Source organism: Kitasatospora albolonga (assembly GCA_002082585.1).
GTDB lineage: Bacteria > Actinomycetota > Actinomycetes > Streptomycetales > Streptomycetaceae > Streptomyces > Streptomyces stephensoniae.
In genome coordinates this window covers 5,278,136-5,297,529 of the sequence record CP020563.1, presented here as the reverse complement: position 1 = coordinate 5,297,529, position 19,394 = coordinate 5,278,136, and the positions used below count along the sequence as shown (strand labels likewise).

Annotated in this window: 16 protein-coding genes; 7 read left to right on the top strand and 9 right to left on the bottom strand. The window is 72.7% G+C overall.

Features of this window, described 5'->3' with window-relative positions:
- Positions 1 to 608 precede the first annotated feature (608 nt).
- Entirely contained in the window at positions 609 to 1,763 is a 1,155-nt protein-coding gene (locus B7C62_23570) for a hypothetical protein (GenBank protein ARF74878.1), read from the top strand.
- A 98-nt stretch (positions 1,764 to 1,861) separates the two neighbouring features.
- Here the strand turns inward: B7C62_23570 and B7C62_23565 are convergent, their stop codons facing one another.
- Complete coding sequence (locus B7C62_23565; protein ID ARF74877.1) at positions 1,862 to 2,302, bottom strand: hypothetical protein; 441 nt, start codon at positions 2,300 to 2,302, stop codon at positions 1,862 to 1,864.
- A 253-nt stretch (positions 2,303 to 2,555) separates the two neighbouring features.
- Here B7C62_23565 and B7C62_23560 point away from each other — a divergent pair, with 253 nt between their 5' ends.
- The 3 genes from B7C62_23560 to B7C62_23550 all read left to right on the top strand — a co-directional run bounded on the left by B7C62_23560 (position 2,556) and on the right by B7C62_23550 (position 5,095).
- Positions 2,556 to 3,182 carry a hypothetical protein gene (locus B7C62_23560; GenBank protein ARF74876.1) on the top strand — a complete coding sequence of 209 codons (627 nt, stop codon included), beginning with the start codon at positions 2,556 to 2,558 and terminating at the stop codon, positions 3,180 to 3,182.
- Positions 3,183 to 3,306: 124 nt separating this feature from the next.
- Positions 3,307 to 3,969 carry a hypothetical protein gene (locus B7C62_23555; GenBank protein ARF74875.1) on the top strand — a complete coding sequence of 221 codons (663 nt, stop codon included), beginning with the start codon at positions 3,307 to 3,309 and terminating at the stop codon, positions 3,967 to 3,969.
- Between the two features lie 22 nt (positions 3,970 to 3,991).
- Entirely contained in the window at positions 3,992 to 5,095 is a 1,104-nt protein-coding gene (locus B7C62_23550) for a hypothetical protein (protein ID ARF74874.1), read from the top strand.
- Positions 5,096 to 5,151: 56 nt separating this feature from the next.
- Here B7C62_23550 and B7C62_23545 read toward each other — a convergent pair whose 3' ends face one another.
- From B7C62_23545 to B7C62_23520, 6 genes are all read right to left on the bottom strand, one after another.
- Entirely contained in the window at positions 5,152 to 6,606 is a 1,455-nt protein-coding gene (locus B7C62_23545) for a hypothetical protein (GenBank protein ARF74873.1), read from the bottom strand.
- Entirely contained in the window at positions 6,603 to 8,777 is a 2,175-nt protein-coding gene (locus B7C62_23540; GenBank protein ID ARF74872.1) for a hypothetical protein, read from the bottom strand. Before B7C62_23540 ends, B7C62_23545 begins: the two co-directional genes overlap by 4 nt.
- Complete coding sequence (locus B7C62_23535) at positions 8,774 to 10,003, bottom strand: hypothetical protein (GenBank protein ID ARF74871.1); 1,230 nt, start codon at positions 10,001 to 10,003, stop codon at positions 8,774 to 8,776. The genes B7C62_23540 and B7C62_23535 overlap by 4 nt, the downstream gene beginning before the upstream one ends.
- Positions 10,004 to 10,023: 20 nt before the next feature.
- Positions 10,024 to 11,064, bottom strand: a complete 1,041-nt coding sequence (locus B7C62_23530) for a hypothetical protein (GenBank protein ARF74870.1) — start codon at positions 11,062 to 11,064, stop codon at positions 10,024 to 10,026.
- An 83-nt stretch (positions 11,065 to 11,147) separates the two neighbouring features.
- Complete coding sequence (locus tag B7C62_23525; protein ID ARF74869.1) at positions 11,148 to 12,044, bottom strand: hypothetical protein; 897 nt, start codon at positions 12,042 to 12,044, stop codon at positions 11,148 to 11,150.
- Positions 12,045 to 12,064: 20 nt separating this feature from the next.
- Entirely contained in the window at positions 12,065 to 13,219 is a 1,155-nt protein-coding gene (locus B7C62_23520; GenBank protein ID ARF74868.1) for a hypothetical protein, read from the bottom strand.
- 885 nt (positions 13,220 to 14,104) lie between these two features.
- On the opposite strand from B7C62_23520, the gene B7C62_23515 reads away from it, so the two are divergent.
- Complete coding sequence (locus B7C62_23515) at positions 14,105 to 16,891, top strand: hypothetical protein (protein ID ARF77347.1); 2,787 nt, start codon at positions 14,105 to 14,107, stop codon at positions 16,889 to 16,891.
- A 99-nt stretch (positions 16,892 to 16,990) separates the two neighbouring features.
- Here the strand turns inward: B7C62_23515 and B7C62_23510 are convergent, their stop codons facing one another.
- Positions 16,991 to 17,227 carry a hypothetical protein gene (locus tag B7C62_23510; GenBank protein ID ARF74867.1) on the bottom strand — a complete coding sequence of 79 codons (237 nt, stop codon included), beginning with the start codon at positions 17,225 to 17,227 and terminating at the stop codon, positions 16,991 to 16,993.
- Between the two features lies 1 nt (position 17,228).
- The gene (locus B7C62_23505; protein ID ARF74866.1) at positions 17,229 to 18,110 is read right to left on the bottom strand and encodes a mycothiol conjugate amidase Mca; all 882 of its coding nucleotides are present in this window, start codon (positions 18,108 to 18,110) and stop codon (positions 17,229 to 17,231) included.
- A gap of 153 nt (positions 18,111 to 18,263) precedes the next feature.
- Between B7C62_23505 and B7C62_23500 the strand changes: the two genes are divergently transcribed.
- Both B7C62_23500 and B7C62_23495 read left to right on the top strand, forming a co-directional pair.
- Entirely contained in the window at positions 18,264 to 18,683 is a 420-nt protein-coding gene (locus tag B7C62_23500; GenBank protein ID ARF74865.1) for a hypothetical protein, read from the top strand.
- 210 nt (positions 18,684 to 18,893) lie between these two features.
- Positions 18,894 to 19,391 carry a transcription elongation factor GreA gene (locus B7C62_23495; GenBank protein ARF74864.1) on the top strand — a complete coding sequence of 166 codons (498 nt, stop codon included), beginning with the start codon at positions 18,894 to 18,896 and terminating at the stop codon, positions 19,389 to 19,391.
- The last annotated feature ends 3 nt before the right edge of the window (positions 19,392 to 19,394 follow it).

Genomic DNA, 19,394 nt, shown 5'->3' with positions numbered 1-19,394 from the left:
ATGCGTCCGTCTCCCCGTCCCGGAAGCGCACCGGCCCGGACGCGGCGTCCAGCGTCACCGACCCGTCCGGGTTCGCCCAGGTCGTCGACGACTCCGTACGCTCCGACAGGGCCTCGACCCGCTTGCCGGACAGCCGCGCCGCCACCTGGGCGGACGGGAGGTCGGCGGCCTCCCGCGGATGGCGGGCCGCTTCCGCGGGAGCGGAAACCGGCTGCCGCTCCTGGCTTTGCCGTGACGGCAAAGCCACAGCGCGGCCCGACGTACCGACGACGACAGCGGCCTCGACAGCCAGCAGCCCTGCCAGCCCAAGGGCGATACGCGGCAGAGCCCCGCCGCCGAGCCGTCTTCGTCCCACCCGGTTCGACGGCTTTCTTCGAGCACTCATCGTGGTGGCTTCCCCCTCATCAAGAAGTTGCCAGTGCAACTTCAGTAGGCGGAAGGTCCGCGTGACGAGCAGAGGAACGAGCGGGAAGGTGTTGTCCGCACCGGCGGGTGGAGGTGCCGACGCAGCGCGGTGCTAGCGTGCGGGCACCCCGGCCCCACACTGATCTCCTGCGACTCCTGCGCCTCTCCCGCGCTGAACACGACTGCCGAAAGGGCACAGGACCATGACCGTGCCGCCGCCTCCGCCGTCTCCCGTACCTCCGTCTCCCGCGTCTCCCTCCGCGGACCCGTACGGTGCGCCGTCTCCGCCCGACTCCCGGCAGCCCGTGGCGCGCCCCCCGCTGAGCGGGCTCGCGGTGGCCTCGCTCGTACTGTCGCTGCTGATCTGCCTCGCTCCGGTGGGGCTGCTCCTCGGCGTCATCGCGCTGGTACGCATCCCCCGCACCGGCAGGCGCGGCAAGGGACTGGCCATCGCCGGAACCGCCGTGGGCGGAGCCGTGGTCGCCCTGTCCCTCCTGCTGGTCGCGTTCGGCGGGGCTCGGTTCTCCGCGTGGACAACCGACGGGTCCGGGTCGGCGAAGGCGGGCACGCTGCGCGAACTGCGGGAGGGGGACTGCTTCACCCCGAAGGGCTCGCAGGGGGAGGAGGAACCGTGGATCACCGACCCGTCGGTCGAGATCGTGCCGTGCGGGAAGCCCCATCAGGGAGAGGTTTTCGCGACGTTCCGGCTGAAGGGCAACCACGCTATTTCGGACTCCGAGAAGATCTCCGAACAGGCCGTCAGGGGGTGCGCGCCGCTGCTCCACGATTTCGCCCTGGACCCAACCGCGCTTCCGACGGTCCTCCCTTCCTCCTACTACCCCGTGTCGGTCAGCTGGACCGGCGAGGACCGGACGGTGCAGTGCTGGATGGATGCGGAGGACAGCCTGCCGGAGAGGTCGCTGCGGCAGGACCCGAGCCAGTGGAACAAACACCAACTGGCCTACCTGAAGGCCATGCGGCCCTTGAGCGAGGCACGGGTGAGCGCGCCCCACACGCCGACGGAGGACAACCTGGCGGCATCCACCGCCTGGGCCGACCGGATGGCCCGGGGCGGGGCCGAGTCGGCCCGGTTGCTGCGTGCGGCGGTGGACGGGTTCCCGGCGGAGGCACAGGGCCCGGTGACCGGACTCGCGAACCAGCTCGACGCCCTCTCCCTCGAACGCCGTTCGGCCGCTGAGGCCCGCACACCGGCCGAGTTCGACAAACGCTGGGAGAGCGTCGGCGAGGAGGACTGGACCTGGGAGGAGTGGGAGGCCCGGTCCGCCCTCGGCCTGTCGGTCGAGGGCGAGGGCGAGGAGAAGAGCGAGGAGGAGGGAGAAGAGAGCTCTGCCGGGTAATGGTCCCGGAGCCCGCTTCCTGGACTGCCCTTTGGTACTCGGCCCGTTGCTTGACCTGGCCCTCGCGCGGCCCTCGCCCGCTCAGAGCCGAAGACGCCTCAGGGCCGGAACAGGAGCCCGAGAAGCAGCAGGAGTCCGCCGGCCAGGGCGAGGATGATCGACAGCCGGAGCAGCCAGTGCTTGCGCCATGCGATGCGGCTGTTGATCACGATGGACCGGGTGAGCGCGTTCAGTACGTCGTGGCCGAGGGCCTCGGCCAGTGCCACCGGGTCCCACAGGCGCAGGTGCCCGAAGTAGACGAAGTCGTGCGGGGCTTCGTCGCGCATCCTCCGTACTCTCATCCGGGGCATCAGGATCATCACTGCGCTCACCACGGCGGCCACCAGGAAGCAGGCGCCCGCGACGAGAAGGACGAGCCTGGCGCCTCCCACCGACAGGTCGCCCTCGGTGGAGACCGTCACCAGGCCCGCGAGGATGGCGATCTCCAGGGTCAGCACCACCGATGCCTTGACGTCGACCCGGGCGGTCCATTCGCCCACGTCCGCGTGGATGCGCCAGGCGTGGTCAAGTGCTGACGCAGCGTCAAATGTGTTGGCGGGAGAGCCACTGGGGGGTGTCTGAGGGGGTACGGACGTCTGGGACATGTCGGCTGTTCTCCCTTCTCGCCGAGGGACTGCCGACCTTACGGAGAAAACGGGTGACCGAGTACATCAGGAGAGGTAATACGCCAGCGGCACTCTTCCTAGGCTGGATCGAGACCATTCGCGCCGCACAGTTGAGGGAAGTGCCACCTTGGCGACCCAGACCTCCCCCGCGCCCTCCCCCAAGCCCCAGCCCCAGCCGACCGACGGCGAGCTGGCCAGAAGAGCCGCCGACGGCGAGCACCGGGCCTTCGCCGAACTCGTCGCCCGCCACCAGCCCCGTCTGCTGGCCCTGTGCCGGCGGATCACCCGCGACGATCACGACGCGCACGACGCGCTCCAGAACGCCCTGCTCGCCGCCTGGCAGCGGATGGGCAGTTACGAGAACCGGTCGTCGGTGGGGACCTGGCTCTCCCGGGTGGCCATCAACTCCTCGCTCGACGAGTTGCGCCGCCGGGGCCGACGCCCCGCCCCGGCCCCCGAACTCCCCCTGCCCGTAACGCCGACGGCCTCCGACGATCCGATGACGACCCGGGTGGCGCTGCTGTGGGCCATGGACCAGCTTCCGCCGCACACCCGCGACACGGTGCTGCTGCGCGACCACTACGGACTGTCCTACCAGGAGATAGCCGAGCACCACCACACCTCCACCGACGCCGTGCGCGCACGGCTCGCGCGGGGGCGGCGGGCGCTGGCGGGCCTGCTGGACTCGCCCCGTCGGCGCGGGCCGGCCAGGCCCCTTCCGGAAAGCCCGGCCCCGTGCGATCACGGCCGTTAGACTCGCCCACCGTGATGCCCCCGACGGCATCCGGGGGGTGGGGACAACGGCAGACGTCGACGGTGCGGAGGGCGCCCGGGCCCGTACCGGTGGCGCGGACACGCGCTGGCCCGCGCGGAGCTTCGTGGCGGACCTCGCCCCGGCTCCCCGGCAGGCGCTGCTGCGCCTGGGCACCTTACGCCAGTACGGGCCGCATGAGGCCCTCGTGCTCCAGGGCCACCTGGACGACGAGGTGTACCTGCTGGCCAAGGGTTACGTACGGGTGGTCGGGGACACCGCGAGCGGCCGGACCGTCCTGCTGGCCCTGCGCACCCGGGGCGACCTCGTGGGAGAGCTCGCCGCTCTCGACGAGGGCCCCCGCAGCGCCTCGGTGCTGGCCGCCACCCCGGTACTCGCCCGCTCCATCAGCCGCTACGAGTTCCTCCGGTTCCTCCGCGCCCACCCCGACGCGGCGGAGGCCGTCCAGCGCTCCGTCACCCGCAAGCTGCGGATGGCCACCCGCCACCGGATGGAGACCGGTTCGGCCCCGGTCCTGGTACGGATCTGCGGGATTCTGGAGGGCCTGGTCGCGACCTACGGCCGCCGCACCGACCAGGGCGTCCAGCTCGACGTACCGCTCAGTCAGCTCGACCTCGCCATGCTCGCGGGCGCCTCCCTGCCGAGCGTGCAGCGTGCGGCGGCCGACCTGCGCCGCCGCGGCATCCTGTCCACCGGGTATCTACGCCTGGTGGTGCACGACCTGGACGCGTTGCGCGCGCTCGCCCACGCGGCGGGCGGGGAGAACTGACGACACCCGAGGAGGGTGTGCCATGAAGAAGTGGTCCAAGGGCACGGCACTGAAATCCGTACGGCGGCTGACTCTGGTGGTGGACATCGAGCGGTACAGCCGACGCACCCACACCGAACAGATGGACCTCCAGAACCGGCTCGACTGGATCATGGGGCACGCGTTCCGGGCCGCCGGGGTGAGGACGCGGCGGTGCCACCGGCAGGACCAGGGAGACGGCCTGCTCTTCATCCTGCCGAGCGAGGTCCAGGAGGGCGACGCCGTGCCCCGGCTCGTCTCCGGGGTCCGGACCGCGCTGTACGGGGCCAACCTGGTCCCCGGTCCGGGAGGCAGAATCCGGATGCGGATGGCCATGTCGGTGGGGGTGGTCAGCCAGGGGCCGACCGGATTCGTCGGGGAGGGCGTGGAGTCGGCCTGCTCGATGGTGGGCTCCGCCGGAGCCCGTCAGGCCCTGGCCGACCACCCCGCATCCGACCTGGCCTTCATCGTGAACGACCACTACTTCGATGACGTCGTGGCCCAGGACTTCCCGGGCCTGCGGTCGTCGGACTTCCGCCCGGTCACGGTGGACACCAAGTCGGCGGAGGGCTCCACCGCGGACGCCCATGTCGTCGCCCTGCCCCCGGCGCGTACCAACAACAAGGTGCCCGTCTTCACCCCGGCCTCCCTGAACGACAAGAAAACCGTCTATCTGGTGGCCGGGACCGTGACTACTGGTGGTGTGGTCATCGTGGCCAGCCGCTTTCCCCGGCGCCGCGACGGACCGGGCAAGGGCCGAAGCACCGCGTCCGGCAGGTCCGGCCGGGCGCATTCCTCCCCGGCGGGCTCCGGGCGGGGCCTTGCCGGGGACGACCCGCTCGGCGGGCCGGAGTGGGACCGGGCCGACGGGGAGGACGAGGACCAGGAGCAGAACGAGAACGACGAACAGGGCTACGCCGAGGAGGAGTTCACCGGCAGCGGGAGCGACGACGGAAACGCCGACGCCTACGAGGAGCACGACGGGGGCGCGCGCGGTACGGACCTGAGGAACCCGTTCGGCGGCTCCTCCCCCTCCTCGGAATCGGGGTACGGCGACGGTGACGGCGGTGGCGACGGCGGGCCGGGGATCGGTCACTCCTCCTTCTGAGCCGCGAGCCGCACCGTACGTCAGTGCTTCCGCCGTGCTGCGAGCCGCGCTGGACGTCAGCGCTTGCTCCGCGCCGCGAAGTGCAGCGCCTCGCACAACGCCCGTGCGGTACGGGCGTGTTCGCGCGTGGTCCGCCGGGGAGCCGTCTCGTACGTGCGCCAGCGCCCCGCCTCGGCCGCCGCCCGGGCCGCCGTCTCGGTGGCCGGGGCGGCGGCGGGGAGCCCCAGGCACTCCGCGGCCGTACGGCCCCGGGTCAGCAGCTCCAGAGCCCCGGCCCGGTCCTCGTCCAGGATCAGGCGGCCCGCCGCCAGGTCCGCCAGGGCGGCGGACAGGGCGGCCTGCCGCAGCACCGGGTGGCGGCGGGCCAGAGCCAGCCCCGCGCGCAGTTCGTCCCCGGCTCCTCCGGAGCCGAGCCCGTGCGCCACCGCCGTCAGGGCCCTCAGCGCGGTGGCGGCCCGCAGGTGGTCGGCCCGGTCCACGAACTCGCGCCGGACACGCTCCTCCAGGGCATCGAAGCCGGAGCAGCGGCGCAGCTCGGCCAGCAGGGCGCGGGTGGACCCGCCGTCGTATCGGCGGGCGGCCACCAGGATTCCGTACCGTCCGAGAAGGGACAGCAGCCGTCGCCGCTCCTCGCTCCCGAGCGGTCCGTCCGGCCAGGACAGGAAGGCGTCCGCCGAGTACAGGACCCTCTCCAGCCGGGCGGGCGGCATCGCGGCGAGCAGCGCCACGGACGCGGTGTCGCGGTCGGTGAACCGCTCGCAGCGGCTCGTCTGGGCCAGCAGGCCCGCGATCGGGACCACATCGGCGACCAGCCCGGTGAGCCGACGCGCGTACGTGGTGCACAGCCGGTCGGCCTGCGGCCCGGGATCGCCGGTCCCGCGCCCCAGTTCGTCGATCCGGCTCAGTACGCCCAGGGCCCTGGCGGCGGTGACGCCCCGGCCGGACTGGCGCCGCAGCGCCTCCAGTGCCTCGGCGTCCCCCTCGCCCGGGTGCGGCATCACGTAGAGCAGCGCGTCCGACCGGTCCAGGGCGGCCAGCGAGAGGTCGTCCAGCCCGCTCAGCGAGTCCATCCCCGGGGTGTCCACGAGGCGGTAGGAACGGTCGAGGGCCTGGTTCGGCGCCTCCACGACGAGTTCGGCGATCTCCCCGGCATCCGCGCCGAGCGCGCCGGGCCCCTGCGGTACGCCGCCGCCCGCCGCCCCCGGCACCTGGTGCGCCGACCCGTCCCTGCGCCGGACCAGCACTCTGTTACGGGGGCCGGACCGGTACCAGGTCACCAGCCGGGTGCACTCGGTGGCCCCGGTCGCCGCGAGGGACTGGCCGAGCAACGCGTTGACCAGGGTCGACTTGCCCGCGTTCAGGCGGCCTCCGACGGCGACGCGCAGCGCGGGCTCCGCGAGCCGGGCCGCGACCGAGGCCACAGCGGTGGCGGCAGGCTCCGGAAGCCGTGGCCCGATCGAGGCGCAGAGCGCCGCCAGCCGGACCACGGGAGCCTCGTCCGGACGGGTCACTTCGCGCCGTTTACGGAGGCGTCGGAGGGACTTGAGGGGCCGGAGGAGCCGGACGAGCCGGAGGGACTTGAGGGGCCGGAGGGGCCGGACGAGCCGGAGGGACTTGAGGAGTCGGACGAGCCGGACGGGCCCGAGGCGTCGGCACCGTAACCGGAAAGCCCGGCCGGTACGGAGAAGGCGGCGGGGTCCGTCATCGGGGCCAGCGCGTCCAGCCGGTCGAGCAGCCCCGTGATCAGCTCGTACCGGGACCGGGCGGCATCGGCGAGTTCCTCGCGCTCCTCCTGCTCGCGTGCGAGGACGGCCCGGAGCTCCTTGAGCTCCCCGCGTACCTCCCGTTCCCGCTGTTCCAGGGCCAGGGTGATCATCCGGACCAGTCCGTCCCGCGTCCGGCCCACCGCCTTCCTGATCAACGGCGGTGCCTCGGTGTTCAGTTCGTTCACCACCCGGCTCACATAGCGCTGGACGTCGGCGCGCTCCCGGAACAGTTCGCCCCGGAGGCGGCGGCGCGAGGAGAGCCATGCGGTGACCCCCGCCCCCGCCACCAGGGGGATGAACAGCCCTCCAGAGAGGAAGGCTCCGACGCCGAAGGTGATCGCGCCCGCGCCCCAGGAGGGGACGAGCCGTTCCATGAAGGCACCCGGCCCGCTCTGGTCGTGGGCCGTGGACACCGGCTGCGGCAGATCCCGCAGCCGGTCCGGGAGCGGCAGCCCGAAGGGGGAGACGGTCCCGGGCCCACCCCCGGAGGCGGTTCCGGAGATGGTCCCGGGGGCGGCTCCGGAGATGGTCCCGGAGGTGGTCCCGCCGCCGAGGGCCTTCTCGATCTCCGCCCCGGTCTCCCGGGCGATGTCCCCGAGCCCCGCCCCGAGTGCGTTCTCCAGGTCCAGCCAGGCGGCCCGGGTCGCCTCCTCCAGGGAGGCCGGGAGCTTCTGCAGCTCGGTGGCGCTGCCCGCCACGGAGAGCAGGTCCTCGGCCGAGGACCGCAGATCGTTCACACTCCGCCGGAACCGGAGCAGAAGGTCCGCCTCCAGCTCCGCCGCCCGCGAACGGAGGGACGTACGCCAGGCAGCGGCGGCGCTCTTCTCCCGGGCGAGGGCACTCTGTAGCCGCTGCACCTCAGCGGTGACGGCGGGGTCACCGGCGGACGCCTCCAGCATCCTGTCCGCCTGTGCGGCGAGGGGGGCCAGCGCTCCCCGGATGACGTGGGCCGTGTTCGCCATCCGCAGGTCGAGGGCCCGGTCGGTGATCAGCCGGCGCAGGGCCGACCGCAGCTCTCCGCAGCCGCCCTCGGCCCCGCGGAGCCGGGCGGTCTCCGGGTCGCCCGCCCGTTCGGCCTCCTGGGCGTCCTCCTCCAGTACGGCGCTGACCGCGAACCACGGGGCCCGGGCGTAGCGGGGGGCGTGCTCGGCGATCAGGGCGCGATCGCGCTCCATGACCTTCCGCCAGTGCGGGTACTTGTCGGTCTTGGTCAGGACGAAGACCACGGTGGCGATGCGCTCGGTGGCCCGTTCCAGGAAGGCGAGTTCGGAGCGGGTGAGTTCGCCGGAGCCGTCGGTCACGAACACCAGCGCGTCGGCGCGCCCGAGGGTGGCCAGCGTGAGCTGCGCGTGCCCGGCGACGAGGCCGCCCACCCCCGGGGTGTCGACGAGGACCAGGCCGGGGCGGAGCACCTCGGCGGGTACGGCGACATCGAGATGGCTGACGTCGTCGTACCGGGGGAGCTGGGTCTCCGGGTCCAGCGCCGCGTACTCGGCTATCCGGTCCAGGGCGACGGGCTCGGCGGTCGGCTCGTGGGCCTGGGCCTGGTCCCGGTCCTGGGCCTGGTCCCGGGCCTCCTGTCCGGCTCCGGCGGATTCCCAGCGGTGGACGGCGGCCTGCGGTGTCTCGCCGTAGCGGACCAGTACGTGGACGCTGCTGGCCACGTCGATGTCCACGGGCAGCAGCCCGGGGTGCCCGGTCAGCGCGTTGATCAGCGAGCTCTTGCCGCGCTTCTTCTCGCCGACGCAGACGGCGACCGCCGCCCCGGTGCTGAGGGCGTCGAGCTCGGCGAGAATCCGCGCGGCGGACCCGCCGGGCACGGACTCCCCGGTCAGGACCTCCACCGCCTCGGCGGCCTCGTACACCAGGTCGACCAGGGCGTCGTGGCGGGTGGTGCGGCCGGTGGTGTCGTTCATGCTTCGTCCTCCTCGGTTCCGGGCCGCCGGGAGTCCGGCCGCCGTGACGGCTGGTCCGCAGCCCGCGACGGCTTGTCCGGCCAGGCGGACCGGGCGTCGGCCCCGGCCCCTCCCTGGGGCTCCTCCGCCCAGCCCGACTCCAGCAACAGGTCGTGCGCCGGTGAGCCGGGCGGCCGTACGGCGAAGACGCCCGGGGTGAAGGCACCCGGTACGGAGACGTCCGGTACGGAGGAGGGCTCCCCGGCGGGCTTCCCTCCCGGCCGCTTCCTGCCCGGGAGGTGGCCGGGCAGCTCGCCCATCTTCCGGACCACCCCGCTCACCGCCTTCGGGACCTCCGTGACGGCCTGCCACAGCTCCTTCACCCGTGACTTGCCGGACGTCTCCGGTGCGGCGTGCTCACCCGATGCCCCGCCCTCGTCCGGAACGGCGGTTCCCTTCGAAGCGGCGCGTTTCTCCGAAGTGACGTACGTACCCGAAGAGCCGTACGTCTTCGATGAGTTGTACGTCCCCGAAGCCACGGGCTCATCGTCGAACACCGGGTTGGTGACACCGGCCCCGCACAGATGGGTGAGCACCGACCGGGCCGGGGCGTACGACTCACGCCACCCGGTCACCAGGACGCAGGGCTCGTCCGACATCCGGGCCCCCTCCCAGTACTCCCCGGCCCGGGCCTCGGGCAGCAGCCAGGTCCCCGGGCCCTCCGCCCCCGGCAGCCGGGCAGGCGGCTCGGCCGGCAACCCGGTCCGCAGCCCGGCAGGCCCTCCACCGCTCCCCGCCGCACCGGCCGGTCCCCAAGGCGCGTCCCCCGGAATTCTGGGGTCGCGCCGCCCTGGTGCCGTGACCGCCTCCCAGTCGGGGCCCACCGCGCGCTCGTAGGTCTCCCTGGCCCAGCTCGGGAACCCCTCGGTCAGGGCGCCGAGGGACGGGACATCGCCCGCTCCGGGGGCGGAGAGCCAGCCGACGAAGCAGTACAGCGGCCGGCCCCCGCTGTCGGTGTGGTACTTGGTGCTGATCAGTTCGGCGTCGCAGGCCACGCCCACCAGGACGGGCGCGGCCTCGCCGTCCGGTACGGGCGGCCGGGCCAGCAGCATGCGCGGCCCCTTGGACAGGCCCCGTCCGTTCATGACGGCGGCTATGACCACGTCGACGAGCCAGCCGTCCCCCGTGGCGTCCTCGGGCACCTCCCGCCACCATTCGTCGACCCGGAGCAACCGGCCGAGGACCACGGGGCTCCACACCGCGCCCGTCATGACGAACGACCCGACCGCCAGACGACCTTGCCGGCCTTGATGATGGGCCAGCGGTCGAACTCCCGCATCAGCAGATCGGCCTGCTCCTTCGTGGCCGCGATCTCGGCCTGCTTCTCCGCCCTTTCCGTCTCCCGGGCCTGCTGGGCGGTCTGCACCTCCTGGATCTTGGCGTTCCGGAACATGACGATCGATTTCGTTCGGAGGGCGGTCAGCTCCGTTTCACCGCCGGATATCCTCTTCTTGATCTCCGCCAGCTCCTCCTCGCACTTGGCGATCTCCTCCGTCAGGTGGTACCAGAGCGAGAAGCAGATCGGGTGGTGCAGATACTTCGGGTGGACGAGCGAAGGGAGCACCTTTCCCCCGGACGCCTGCGATGTCTTGAAGTCCCCGATCTGCACCGGGCAGACGAGGGCCGTAACCCCGGGGCCGGAGAGGCTCTTGACCAGGGTGCACAGGTTGTGGACCACGGATTCCAGCGCCTGTTTCAAAGGCATGTCCGCCGCCCCGGGCAGCAGGTCCATCTTGGTGATCAGCACCACGAAGGACGGCGGTGGGACACCCCGGTCCGCCCGGCTCGCCATCGCCGTATGAACCACCCGGTTGTACGAGGTCAGGTTCATGCCGCCGCTGTCGAAGTTGGCGTTCTCCGGCATGCCGTTGCGCACCCAGTCGCCGAGCGCTTTGCCGTCCATGACCAGGTAGACGTTGTCGGACCTGGACAGTTCGTCCCGCCACTGCTCGACGATCTTCTTCTCTTCCCCCTCGGCCACCCCCATTGCCGCACCGCCCCGGAAATCGGTCCATCGCATCCGGAGAAGGGGGGTGAAGTTCCTCGTGCACTGGAAGGTGTAGGACTGAGGTCTTACGTTCACCCTCGGGAACTCGCCGGTTTCTCTCAGCACTTTCCAGGCGTTGACCAGACGGATTTCCTCGTCCCGGTCCTCGCTGTAGAGGAAGTAGTCGTGCACTCCTTCCGAGAGCCTCTGATACATGCCGTGCAGGAACGCGGTCTTGCCCGTGTCGTGCCCCCCGGCCACGAGAACTCTGATTTCCGGGATCTGCGGGGTCGTCACCGGTGTACCTCCAAAGGGGATGGGGAGCCAGAAGGAATGAGAAAGAGTCAGAAGGAATCGACGTTCCACAGCAGTGCGTCCAGGCGGTCCGCCGCAGGCTGAAGGGCGAACAGCCGGTCCCGCTCGGCCAGATGGTCGGCGAACGCCCTCTGACTGACGGACCGCCAGCTGGGCTCCGAGACCACCCGGCTCAGGACCCGGTCCCACAGGGTGTCCCGGTCCGCCGCGCGCAGGCCGCGTGCCAGGGCCTCGTCAGCTGCCTCCTGGAGCCGGCCCAGTCGGCCGACGAGCCCGCTGCGCAGAGTCCACAGGGCCGGGATCTGGGCGTTGACCGGGCGTCGGCCGCAGACGAGGGGCACCACGGCTCCCCGGATGTGGGGTTCCGTCGAGGCCGCGCGGATGAGCGCGCCGAAGGGTTCCCTGAGGCGGCGGACGGCCTCGGGGCCCTGCTGTTCGACCAGGTCGAACTTGGTGAGGACGATGACCAGCGGGGTGAGCCTCTTGTCCCGCCCCGCGAGGGCCCGCAGGACGGAGGTGACCATGTGGCGGGTTTCCAGGTCCTGCCCGGGGTCGTGCAGCAGACGCCAGGAGTCGGCGAACAGCAGGATGCCGTCCGCGTCCTTCAGGTCGTCGTGCAGCTGCCGCGCGGCGGCGCTGGTGGCCCCCTGCTGGGTGAGCGCCTCGCCCCGGTGGTCCCGCCACCGGAACGGCAGCACGTCCTTGTCCTGGTACCGCAGGACGAGGTCGTGCACCTCGCGCTGCTGGGTGTTGCGCGGGTAGGTCCCGGACAGCACGTCGTCCCCGGCGGCCTTCAGCGCCGCGTGTACGCGCGGGTCGGCGGCGCCGCAGGAGAAGCCCCCGGCCCCGTCGGTGAGCAGCCGGTACATCAGTGATACGTACGTCGTCTTGCCCGCGTCGCTGCCGCCGAGCATCACCACGTCCATCGGGTGTCCTCACCTCCTGGTCACAGAAATAGGTCGTCGTCCACGGGAAGGGAGTACGGCACTTCCCCACCGCCCGGGGCCTCGGGCGCGTCACGGGACCGGACCGCTCCGAGGACGGCCGCGTTGACGGGGTCGGGGAGGAGGTCGGGCAGCCGGCCGTCCACCGCCAGCAGCTCCGCGAGCCGGGGCGTCCGCGCGACCCCGCCCGTCAGCAGCACCGCCGACGGGCGGGGCCCGGCGTCCAGCAGCTCCCGCAGTGCCGCGCCGGCCGTGCTCAGCGGCCCCTGTGCTGCCTCCTCGAACTCGGCTCTGCGCAGGAGGAGTTCCGCCCCGTGCCCGGGCACCACGAGCGGGGCGCTCACCGTCGCCGACAGGGTCTCGCGCACCCCCGTGATGTCCTCGCGCACCTGGGCCCGGGCCCGGAGCCCCTCCGGACCAGTGGAGTTCAGCAGCCGTTCCCACGCCTCCGGCCCGGCCGCCCGGGCGCGGGCCTCCACCAGGGCGAGGAGCGCCTCGTCCAGGTCCACGCCGCCGCACGCCACCTCGTCCCCCGCCTCGTACGCGGCCCGGTCCAGGTCGACGCGGGCGCAGCGCAGCCCGGTGGCGCCCGCGTCGCAGACGGCCAGCACCGTGCCGTCGGGCACCTCCCGGTACGCGGCCCAGCCCGCCGCGACGGCCAGCGGAGCGGGCAGCCAGTCGGGCTCCGGCAGTCCGGCGGCCCCGGCGGCCCGGGCGAGCGCGGTCCGCTCCGCCCCGCCCCAGCCGCTCGGCACGACCACCGTCAGCGCGTCGGGGCGCGACCGGCCGAACCCGGGCCCGGCGTCCCGGAGCACCCGGGCGAGCAGGGCGGTCACCATCTCCGCCGGAGCCGTCGGCTCGCCGCCCAGCAGCGCTTCGTCCTGCTCGGCCAGGCTGCGTACGGGCATCGTCTCGGCCCGCTCGGGGGCGGTACGGGCGAGCCGGACGGCCTCCGGTCCGGTCAGCAGCCGCCCGTCCAGGTCCCGGTACACGGTCGCGGGCAGCACCGGTAACGTCCCGACCCCGCCCCGCCCGTCCCAGTAGGCCGCTTTCACCCAGGCCCCGCCGATGTCCACGGCCAGCCCCCATCCGTCCGCACGCGGCATCGGCCCGCCCCCTCGCTCCCGGGTGCCGTGGCGGATGCCGTCCTCGACCACCCGCACGTACTTGGACGACGCCGACGAGCCAGTCGTGTCACCCGATTTCCGTTCAGCGGAAGGGATGCGCGGAAGGGGTGAGGAGGGGATGCGGAAGGAATACGGAAGGGACGCACGAAAGGGACGTACGGAAGCGCCCGAACCCCCGCCCTTGACCTGCCCCTTGCCCAGGTCCCCTCGCGCATGGGCCCCGTACGCAGGACACTTGACCCCGGCGCCGGGTCACCGACCACCGGCACCGACGGACGCGGACTCGGCTCTCGGAAGGGGACATACATGCGGGACAGCCATCGGGCGGAGGCCGAAAGGCTGTTGGCGCGCGCCGTGGAGGAAGAGGCGCGGCGGTCCGGCGGCCGGACCGACTCCGGTGTGCTGCTGGCACGGGCGCGGGCCGCGCTCGACACCATCGCGGCCGGGGCACACGAGGAGTACACCGCGTACACGCAGGCGCTCGACACGGCGGCGGCCGGTGACCGGCCGCTGGCGGAGCGGTTCAGCCGGGCGAACATCGGAACGCCGTTGCTGGTGGCGGGTGTTGCCTCCGTCGCGGCGTTCGGGGCGGACCTGGCGTTCGGGGTGTCCACCGGTCCCGCCCTCGGCGCGGGCGCGGTCGTGGCGGTGGCCGGTGCCGCGACGACCGTGGCGAAGGTGACCGCCTCGCACTGGCCCGCCGCCCACCGCCGCGCCGGAGCGGCCGGACAGCCGGGCGGGGCCGAACAGTTGAGGCTCCAGTGGCTGACCGCGCTGGAGGTACGGGGCATCCGCCCGTACCTGGACCAGCAGCGCATGCTGACCCCGGCCGCCCGCGCCCCGAAAACGCAGAAAGCCCCGGTGGTACGGCAGTTGCGCGGCGCCGACCGCAGCGCCGCTGCCCGCACCCGGGTCGTGCTGGAGCAGTCCTTCGGCCATCTGCCCTCGGCGGACGGGCCGTTCACCGGGCGGCGGGCCGAGCTGGCACAGATCGCGAAGTGGGTGCACACCGCCCGCGCCTCCACACAGACCCGGCCCACCGTCGTCGTCCTGCACGGTGAGCCGGGGTCCGGCCGTACCGCGCTCGCGGTGCGGGCGGCGCACGCGCTCAAGGACCAGTTCCGGGGCGCCTGTGTGGTCGATCTGCGGGGTGAGGTCGCCGGGGAGAGCCCGCTGCCGACCCGGGACGCCCTGCTGCACCTCCTCAACCGGCTGGGCGCCCCGCGCGAACAGCTGCTCTTCCGGGACGGAACGACACCAGGAGCCCCGGGCCGCCGTGACGGAGCCGCACCCGGCGGTGCCCAGCCCGGCGGTACGCAATCCGGCGCCGCACAACCGCAGGCGTACGGGACCGGCGGCGCCCAGCCGCAGGCGTACGGGAAGTCCGCCGCCGAGCAGCACGTCCGGCGGCTCGGCGAGCTGTACCACCAGCACCTCACCGGCACCCCCGTCACCGTCGTGCTCGACGACGCGACCGACGCCGAGCAGGTCCGCGCCCTCGTCCCGGAGCGCTCCGACAGCCTGGTCCTCGTCACCGCCCGGGAGCCCCTGGAGCTGCCCGAGTCACTTCCGGCCTGGGTGCACCACCTCCCCGTGGGTCCGCTGGAGGCGGCCGGTGCGGAGGAGCTGCTGCGGGAGCTGGCCGGGGGCGAGGAGGCGGGGCCGTACGACTATCCGGCCACCGACGCCGTCGTGGAGCTGTGCGGCGGGCTGCCGCTCGCGCTGCGGGTCGCCGCGTCCGCGCTCGGGCCCCGCACGCGCAGCGCGCTCGCGGAGGATCTGCGGGCGTACGGTCACCTCTCCCCGGTGGAGCGGGCCCTGTGGCTGCGCTACACCGACCAGGGCGAGGCGGCCCGGCGGCTGCTGCGGCGGCTCGCACTGGCGGGCCGGGCGAGCCTCGGCGCGGCGGCCGCCGCCGCGCTGCTGGCGGCCGACGAGCAGGAGGCCGGGCGGCTGCTGGCCGAGCTGACCCGGGCCGGGCTGCTCACCCATGTACGGGGATCGCGCTACCGGCTCCACGACCTGGTCCGGAGCTTCGCGCTGGCCCGGCTGCTCGACGAGGAGGAGCCCGCCGAGCGGGCCGCCGCCCATGAGCGGCTGCTGACGAACTACGCGGAGCTCGCCGACGCCGTGATCCGGATGGTCGACGGGAAGATGTCGACCCGGGCCGGACAGTTCGGCTCGCACGGCTTCGGTTCGCTGGACTCGGCGCTGCGCTGGCTGGACGACGAGTCCAGCTTCATCACCTCCGCGCTGCGCCACAGCGAGGGCGTCGACCAGTCCACCGTACTGAACCTGCTGGGCGCCCTGTGCGACTACTGCCTGCTGCGCGGCGACCTCTACCGGCTGGGTGAGATCAGCGAGCTGACCCACTCCATCGACCAGGGGCTGCTGGAGCGGTCGGTGCAGTGGCGTACGGGGATCGCGGCCCGGCAGCTCGGTGAGCTGGACAAGGCCCGCACCACGCTCTCCTCGGTGGTCGGCCTCTACCGGGAGGCGCACAACGACGCGGGAGCCGCCCTCGCCCTCTGTTCGCTCGGGATCACCCTGCACCACCAGGGCAATCTGACCGAGGCCGCCGCCCGGCTCGGGGAGGCTCTGGACCTCCAGTCCTCCCCCGCCCAGGCCGAGGACCGGGCCTGGACCCTGCACGCGCTGGCGGCGGTCGAGCGCGACCGGGGCCATCTCGTGCGCGCCCTCTCCCTGCTGGACACCGCCCTCCGGCTGCACCGGGAGGGCGAGTCGCTGCACGGGGAGGCGTGGACGCGGTTCCAGCTCGGCCAGGTCCGGCTGCGGACAGGCGAGGTGGCGGCGGCCGAGGAGGCCCTGTCCACCGCCCTGGAGCTGTACGGCCGCACCCGTGACGGCCGGGGCGAGGCGTGGGCACTGACCCAGCTGGCCCGGGCCCGGCTGCTGGGCGGCGATCCGGAAGCGGCCCTGGAGCAGCTCCGGGACGCGCTGGCCCGGCACCGGGACAACGAGGACGCGCGCGGTGAGGCGTGGACGCGGTACTACCTGGGCCAGGCGCTGGAGGAGGATGGCGACACCGTCGAGGCCGTACGGGAGCTGGAGCGGGCCCGGACGATGTTCTCCCGGATGCGGGACGTGTACGGGCTGGCCTGCGCCCGCCACCACTCGGGCCGGGTGACCCGCGACCAGCGGGCCGCGCAGACGGGGAACCTGCGCAATTCGGGGTTCGCCCGGCAGCTCCTGATGGACGCCCGGGCCGACTTCCGGCGGATCGGGGTGGCGCACGGGGAGGCGTGGGCGTGCCTGGAGCTGGCGCTGATCGACGCGGGCAACGGCCGGGCGGCCCAGGCGCTCACGCTCTGCGGCGAGGCGGTGGAGCTGTTCGCCTCGTACGGGGACGAGCGCGGGCGCGACTGGGCCCGGTTCCTGCGGTGCACGCTGCTGCCGTACGCCTCGCCGGGCGGCAGCGAGGTGGGCACGGTGGTGGCGCAGCAGGAGCTGGCGGAGCTGGCCGGGGAGGACCACCCGGCCCGGGACAGCGGGCTCGGGCGGTGTGTGGAGGCGCTCGCGGTGGTCCTGGAGCGGGGCGTGGAGCTGGCGGACGGCTGGCAGGCGTGGCGGCTCGGCCTGATCCCGACCCGCCACTCCCGCGAGGTGCTGGGCGTCCCGCTGGAAGGGACACCGAGCGTATCCAGCCCGTCCGGCGACCTCTCCAGCCCGTCCGGCGTTTGAGGACGGAGCCCGCGCTCCGGGGGCCCCGGGCCTGCTCTCGGCCGAAGCCCTCCGGGCCTACCTCTCGGTGCCTACGCCCCCGGGCCCCGGGCCCCGGGCCTACCTCTCGGCGGAACCTCCGGAGGCCCCCTTCTCGGCGGCGACAGCCGCCCCCCGCTCCGGGGCCTCCTCGAAGTTCACCCGCCCCATGTGCCGGTTCAACGACTTCATCAGCAGCCACACGCCGACGGCGAGGGCCGCGAAAACAAGGAAGCCGAGGACACCGGGGGTGACCTTGTTCTTGTCGAGCTCGGCGGCGAGCGGGACGAAGTGCGTCAGTGCCTGGGTCGCGTACATATCAGGCATTGTCGCGGATGCCCGCGAAGAGGTCGCTCTCGGGGAGGGAAGTATCGACGAGAGACTTCGCCAGCTCGTACTCCTCGGTCGGCCAGACCTCCCGCTGGATCTCCATCGGGACCCGGAACCAGCCGCCCTCGGGGTCGATCTGCGTGGCGTGCGCGATGAGCGCCTTGTCGCGGATCTCGAAGAACTCGTCGCAGGGAACGTGCGTGGTCAGCGTGCGCTCGACCCGCTCGAACTCCTTCCAGCGCTCCAGCCACTCCCCGTACGGCGACTCCAGTCCGCGGGCGAGGAGCGCCTCGTGCAGGGCGACCGTGCGCGGCCGGTTGAAGCCCTGGTTGTAGTAGAGCTTCTGCGGGGTCCAGACCGGGCCGAACTCCTCCTCCGGGAACGCCTCCGCGTCGGCCGCGCCGTCGAACGCGATCATCGAGATCGTGTGCGTCATGATGTGGTCGGGGTGCGGGTAGCCGCCGTTCTCGTCGTACGTGGTGATGACCTGCGGCCGGAACGCCCGGATCTTCGCCACCAGCCGCCCGGCCGCGAGCCGCGGGTCCTCCAGGGCGAAGCAGCCCTCGGGCAGCGGCGGCAGCGGGTCGCCCTCGGGGAGCCCGGAGTCGACGAAGCCCAGCCACTCCTGCTGGACGCCCAGGATCTCCCGGGCCTCGTCCATCTCCTTCTTGCGCACCTCGTGGATGTTCTTCTCGATGTACGCGTCGCCCTGGAGCTTCGGGTTCAGGATGGAGCCGCGCTCGCCTCCCGTGCAGGTCACGACCAGCACGTCCACCCCCTCGGACACGTACTTGGCCATCGTGGCCGCGCCCTTGCTCGACTCGTCGTCGGGGTGGGCGTGAACGGCCATCAGCCGCAGCTGCTCAGTCAAAGCTCGATCCTCGGTAGTCGATGGTCCTGGGGGCGCCGTGCCGGGGCGCGGTCGGATGACGAACGGGCGACTTCTATAGTGACCGAACGAGGAGACGGAAAATTCCTCGATGTCCTTTTGTCCGAAAGGGACGATCATGCCGGAGGGACGATCATGACGGCGGTGCGCGGGACCTCCCCCGAGGGGCGGTACGGCAGGACCGATGAGCAGCGCACGGACCGGAAGCTGAAGATCGTCGGTTCGGTGCTGGGTGTCGGGCTGCTCGCCATGATCGCCTGGATCGGCTTCGACTACGTGGGCGGCAAGGGCATCAGCGCCGAGCTGATCAAGTTCGAGATCGCCTCCGACGTACGGACCGAGGCCCACCTCGAGGTGCGCAAGAACAGCGGGACCGGCGGTTTCTGCACCGTACGGGCCCTGAGCAAGGACGGCAGCGAGGTCGGCCGCAAGGAGACCCGCTTCGAGCCCGGCGCCGACCGGATCGACGAGCTCGTGGTGATGCGGACGCGGGCGCGGGCCACGGCGGTCGAGCTGACGGGCTGCACCGCCGACGGCGACGCTCCGGCCGGCTGACTTTTCCCCGCCCCCCGTCCGGCAGATCCGTCCTGACCTGCACCTTCCGGCACCTTCCGGCGCCGGAACGGGTCCACCCGGACGTGTGACGGTTTACCTTCTCCCCCTTTTCCTGGGGAATTGTTAGGCTCGTGGTTTCGCCCACCCGAAGAAGCACATGCTTCCGGGTAGGGCGATGCTTTGTATTCCCAGTACCGACGAGGAGCACCTGTGACCCAGACCAGCGAAAACGTCACCTGGCTCACGCAGGAGGCGTACAACCAGCTGAAGGCCGAGCTGGAGTACCTGTCTGGTCCCGCGCGCACGGAGATCGCCGTCAAGATCGCGGCGGCCCGTGAGGAGGGTGACCTCCGGGAGAACGGCGGGTACCACGCGGCCAAGGAGGAGCAGGGCAAGATGGAGCTGCGCGTGCGCCAGCTCACCCAGCTCCTGGAGCACGCGAAGGTCGGCGAGGCACCGGCGGACGACGGTGTCGTCGAGCCCGGCATGGTCGTGACGATCGCCTTCGACGGCGACGAGGACGACACGACCACGTTCCTGCTGGCCTCCCGCGAGTACGCCAGCGGGGACATCGAGACGTACTCCCCGCAGTCCCCGCTCGGTATCGGCGTGAACGGCAAGCGGACCGGCGACAACGCCGAGTACGAGCTGCCGAACGGCAAGACCGCCACGGTGAAGATCCTGGCGGCGAAGCCGTACACGGGCTGACGA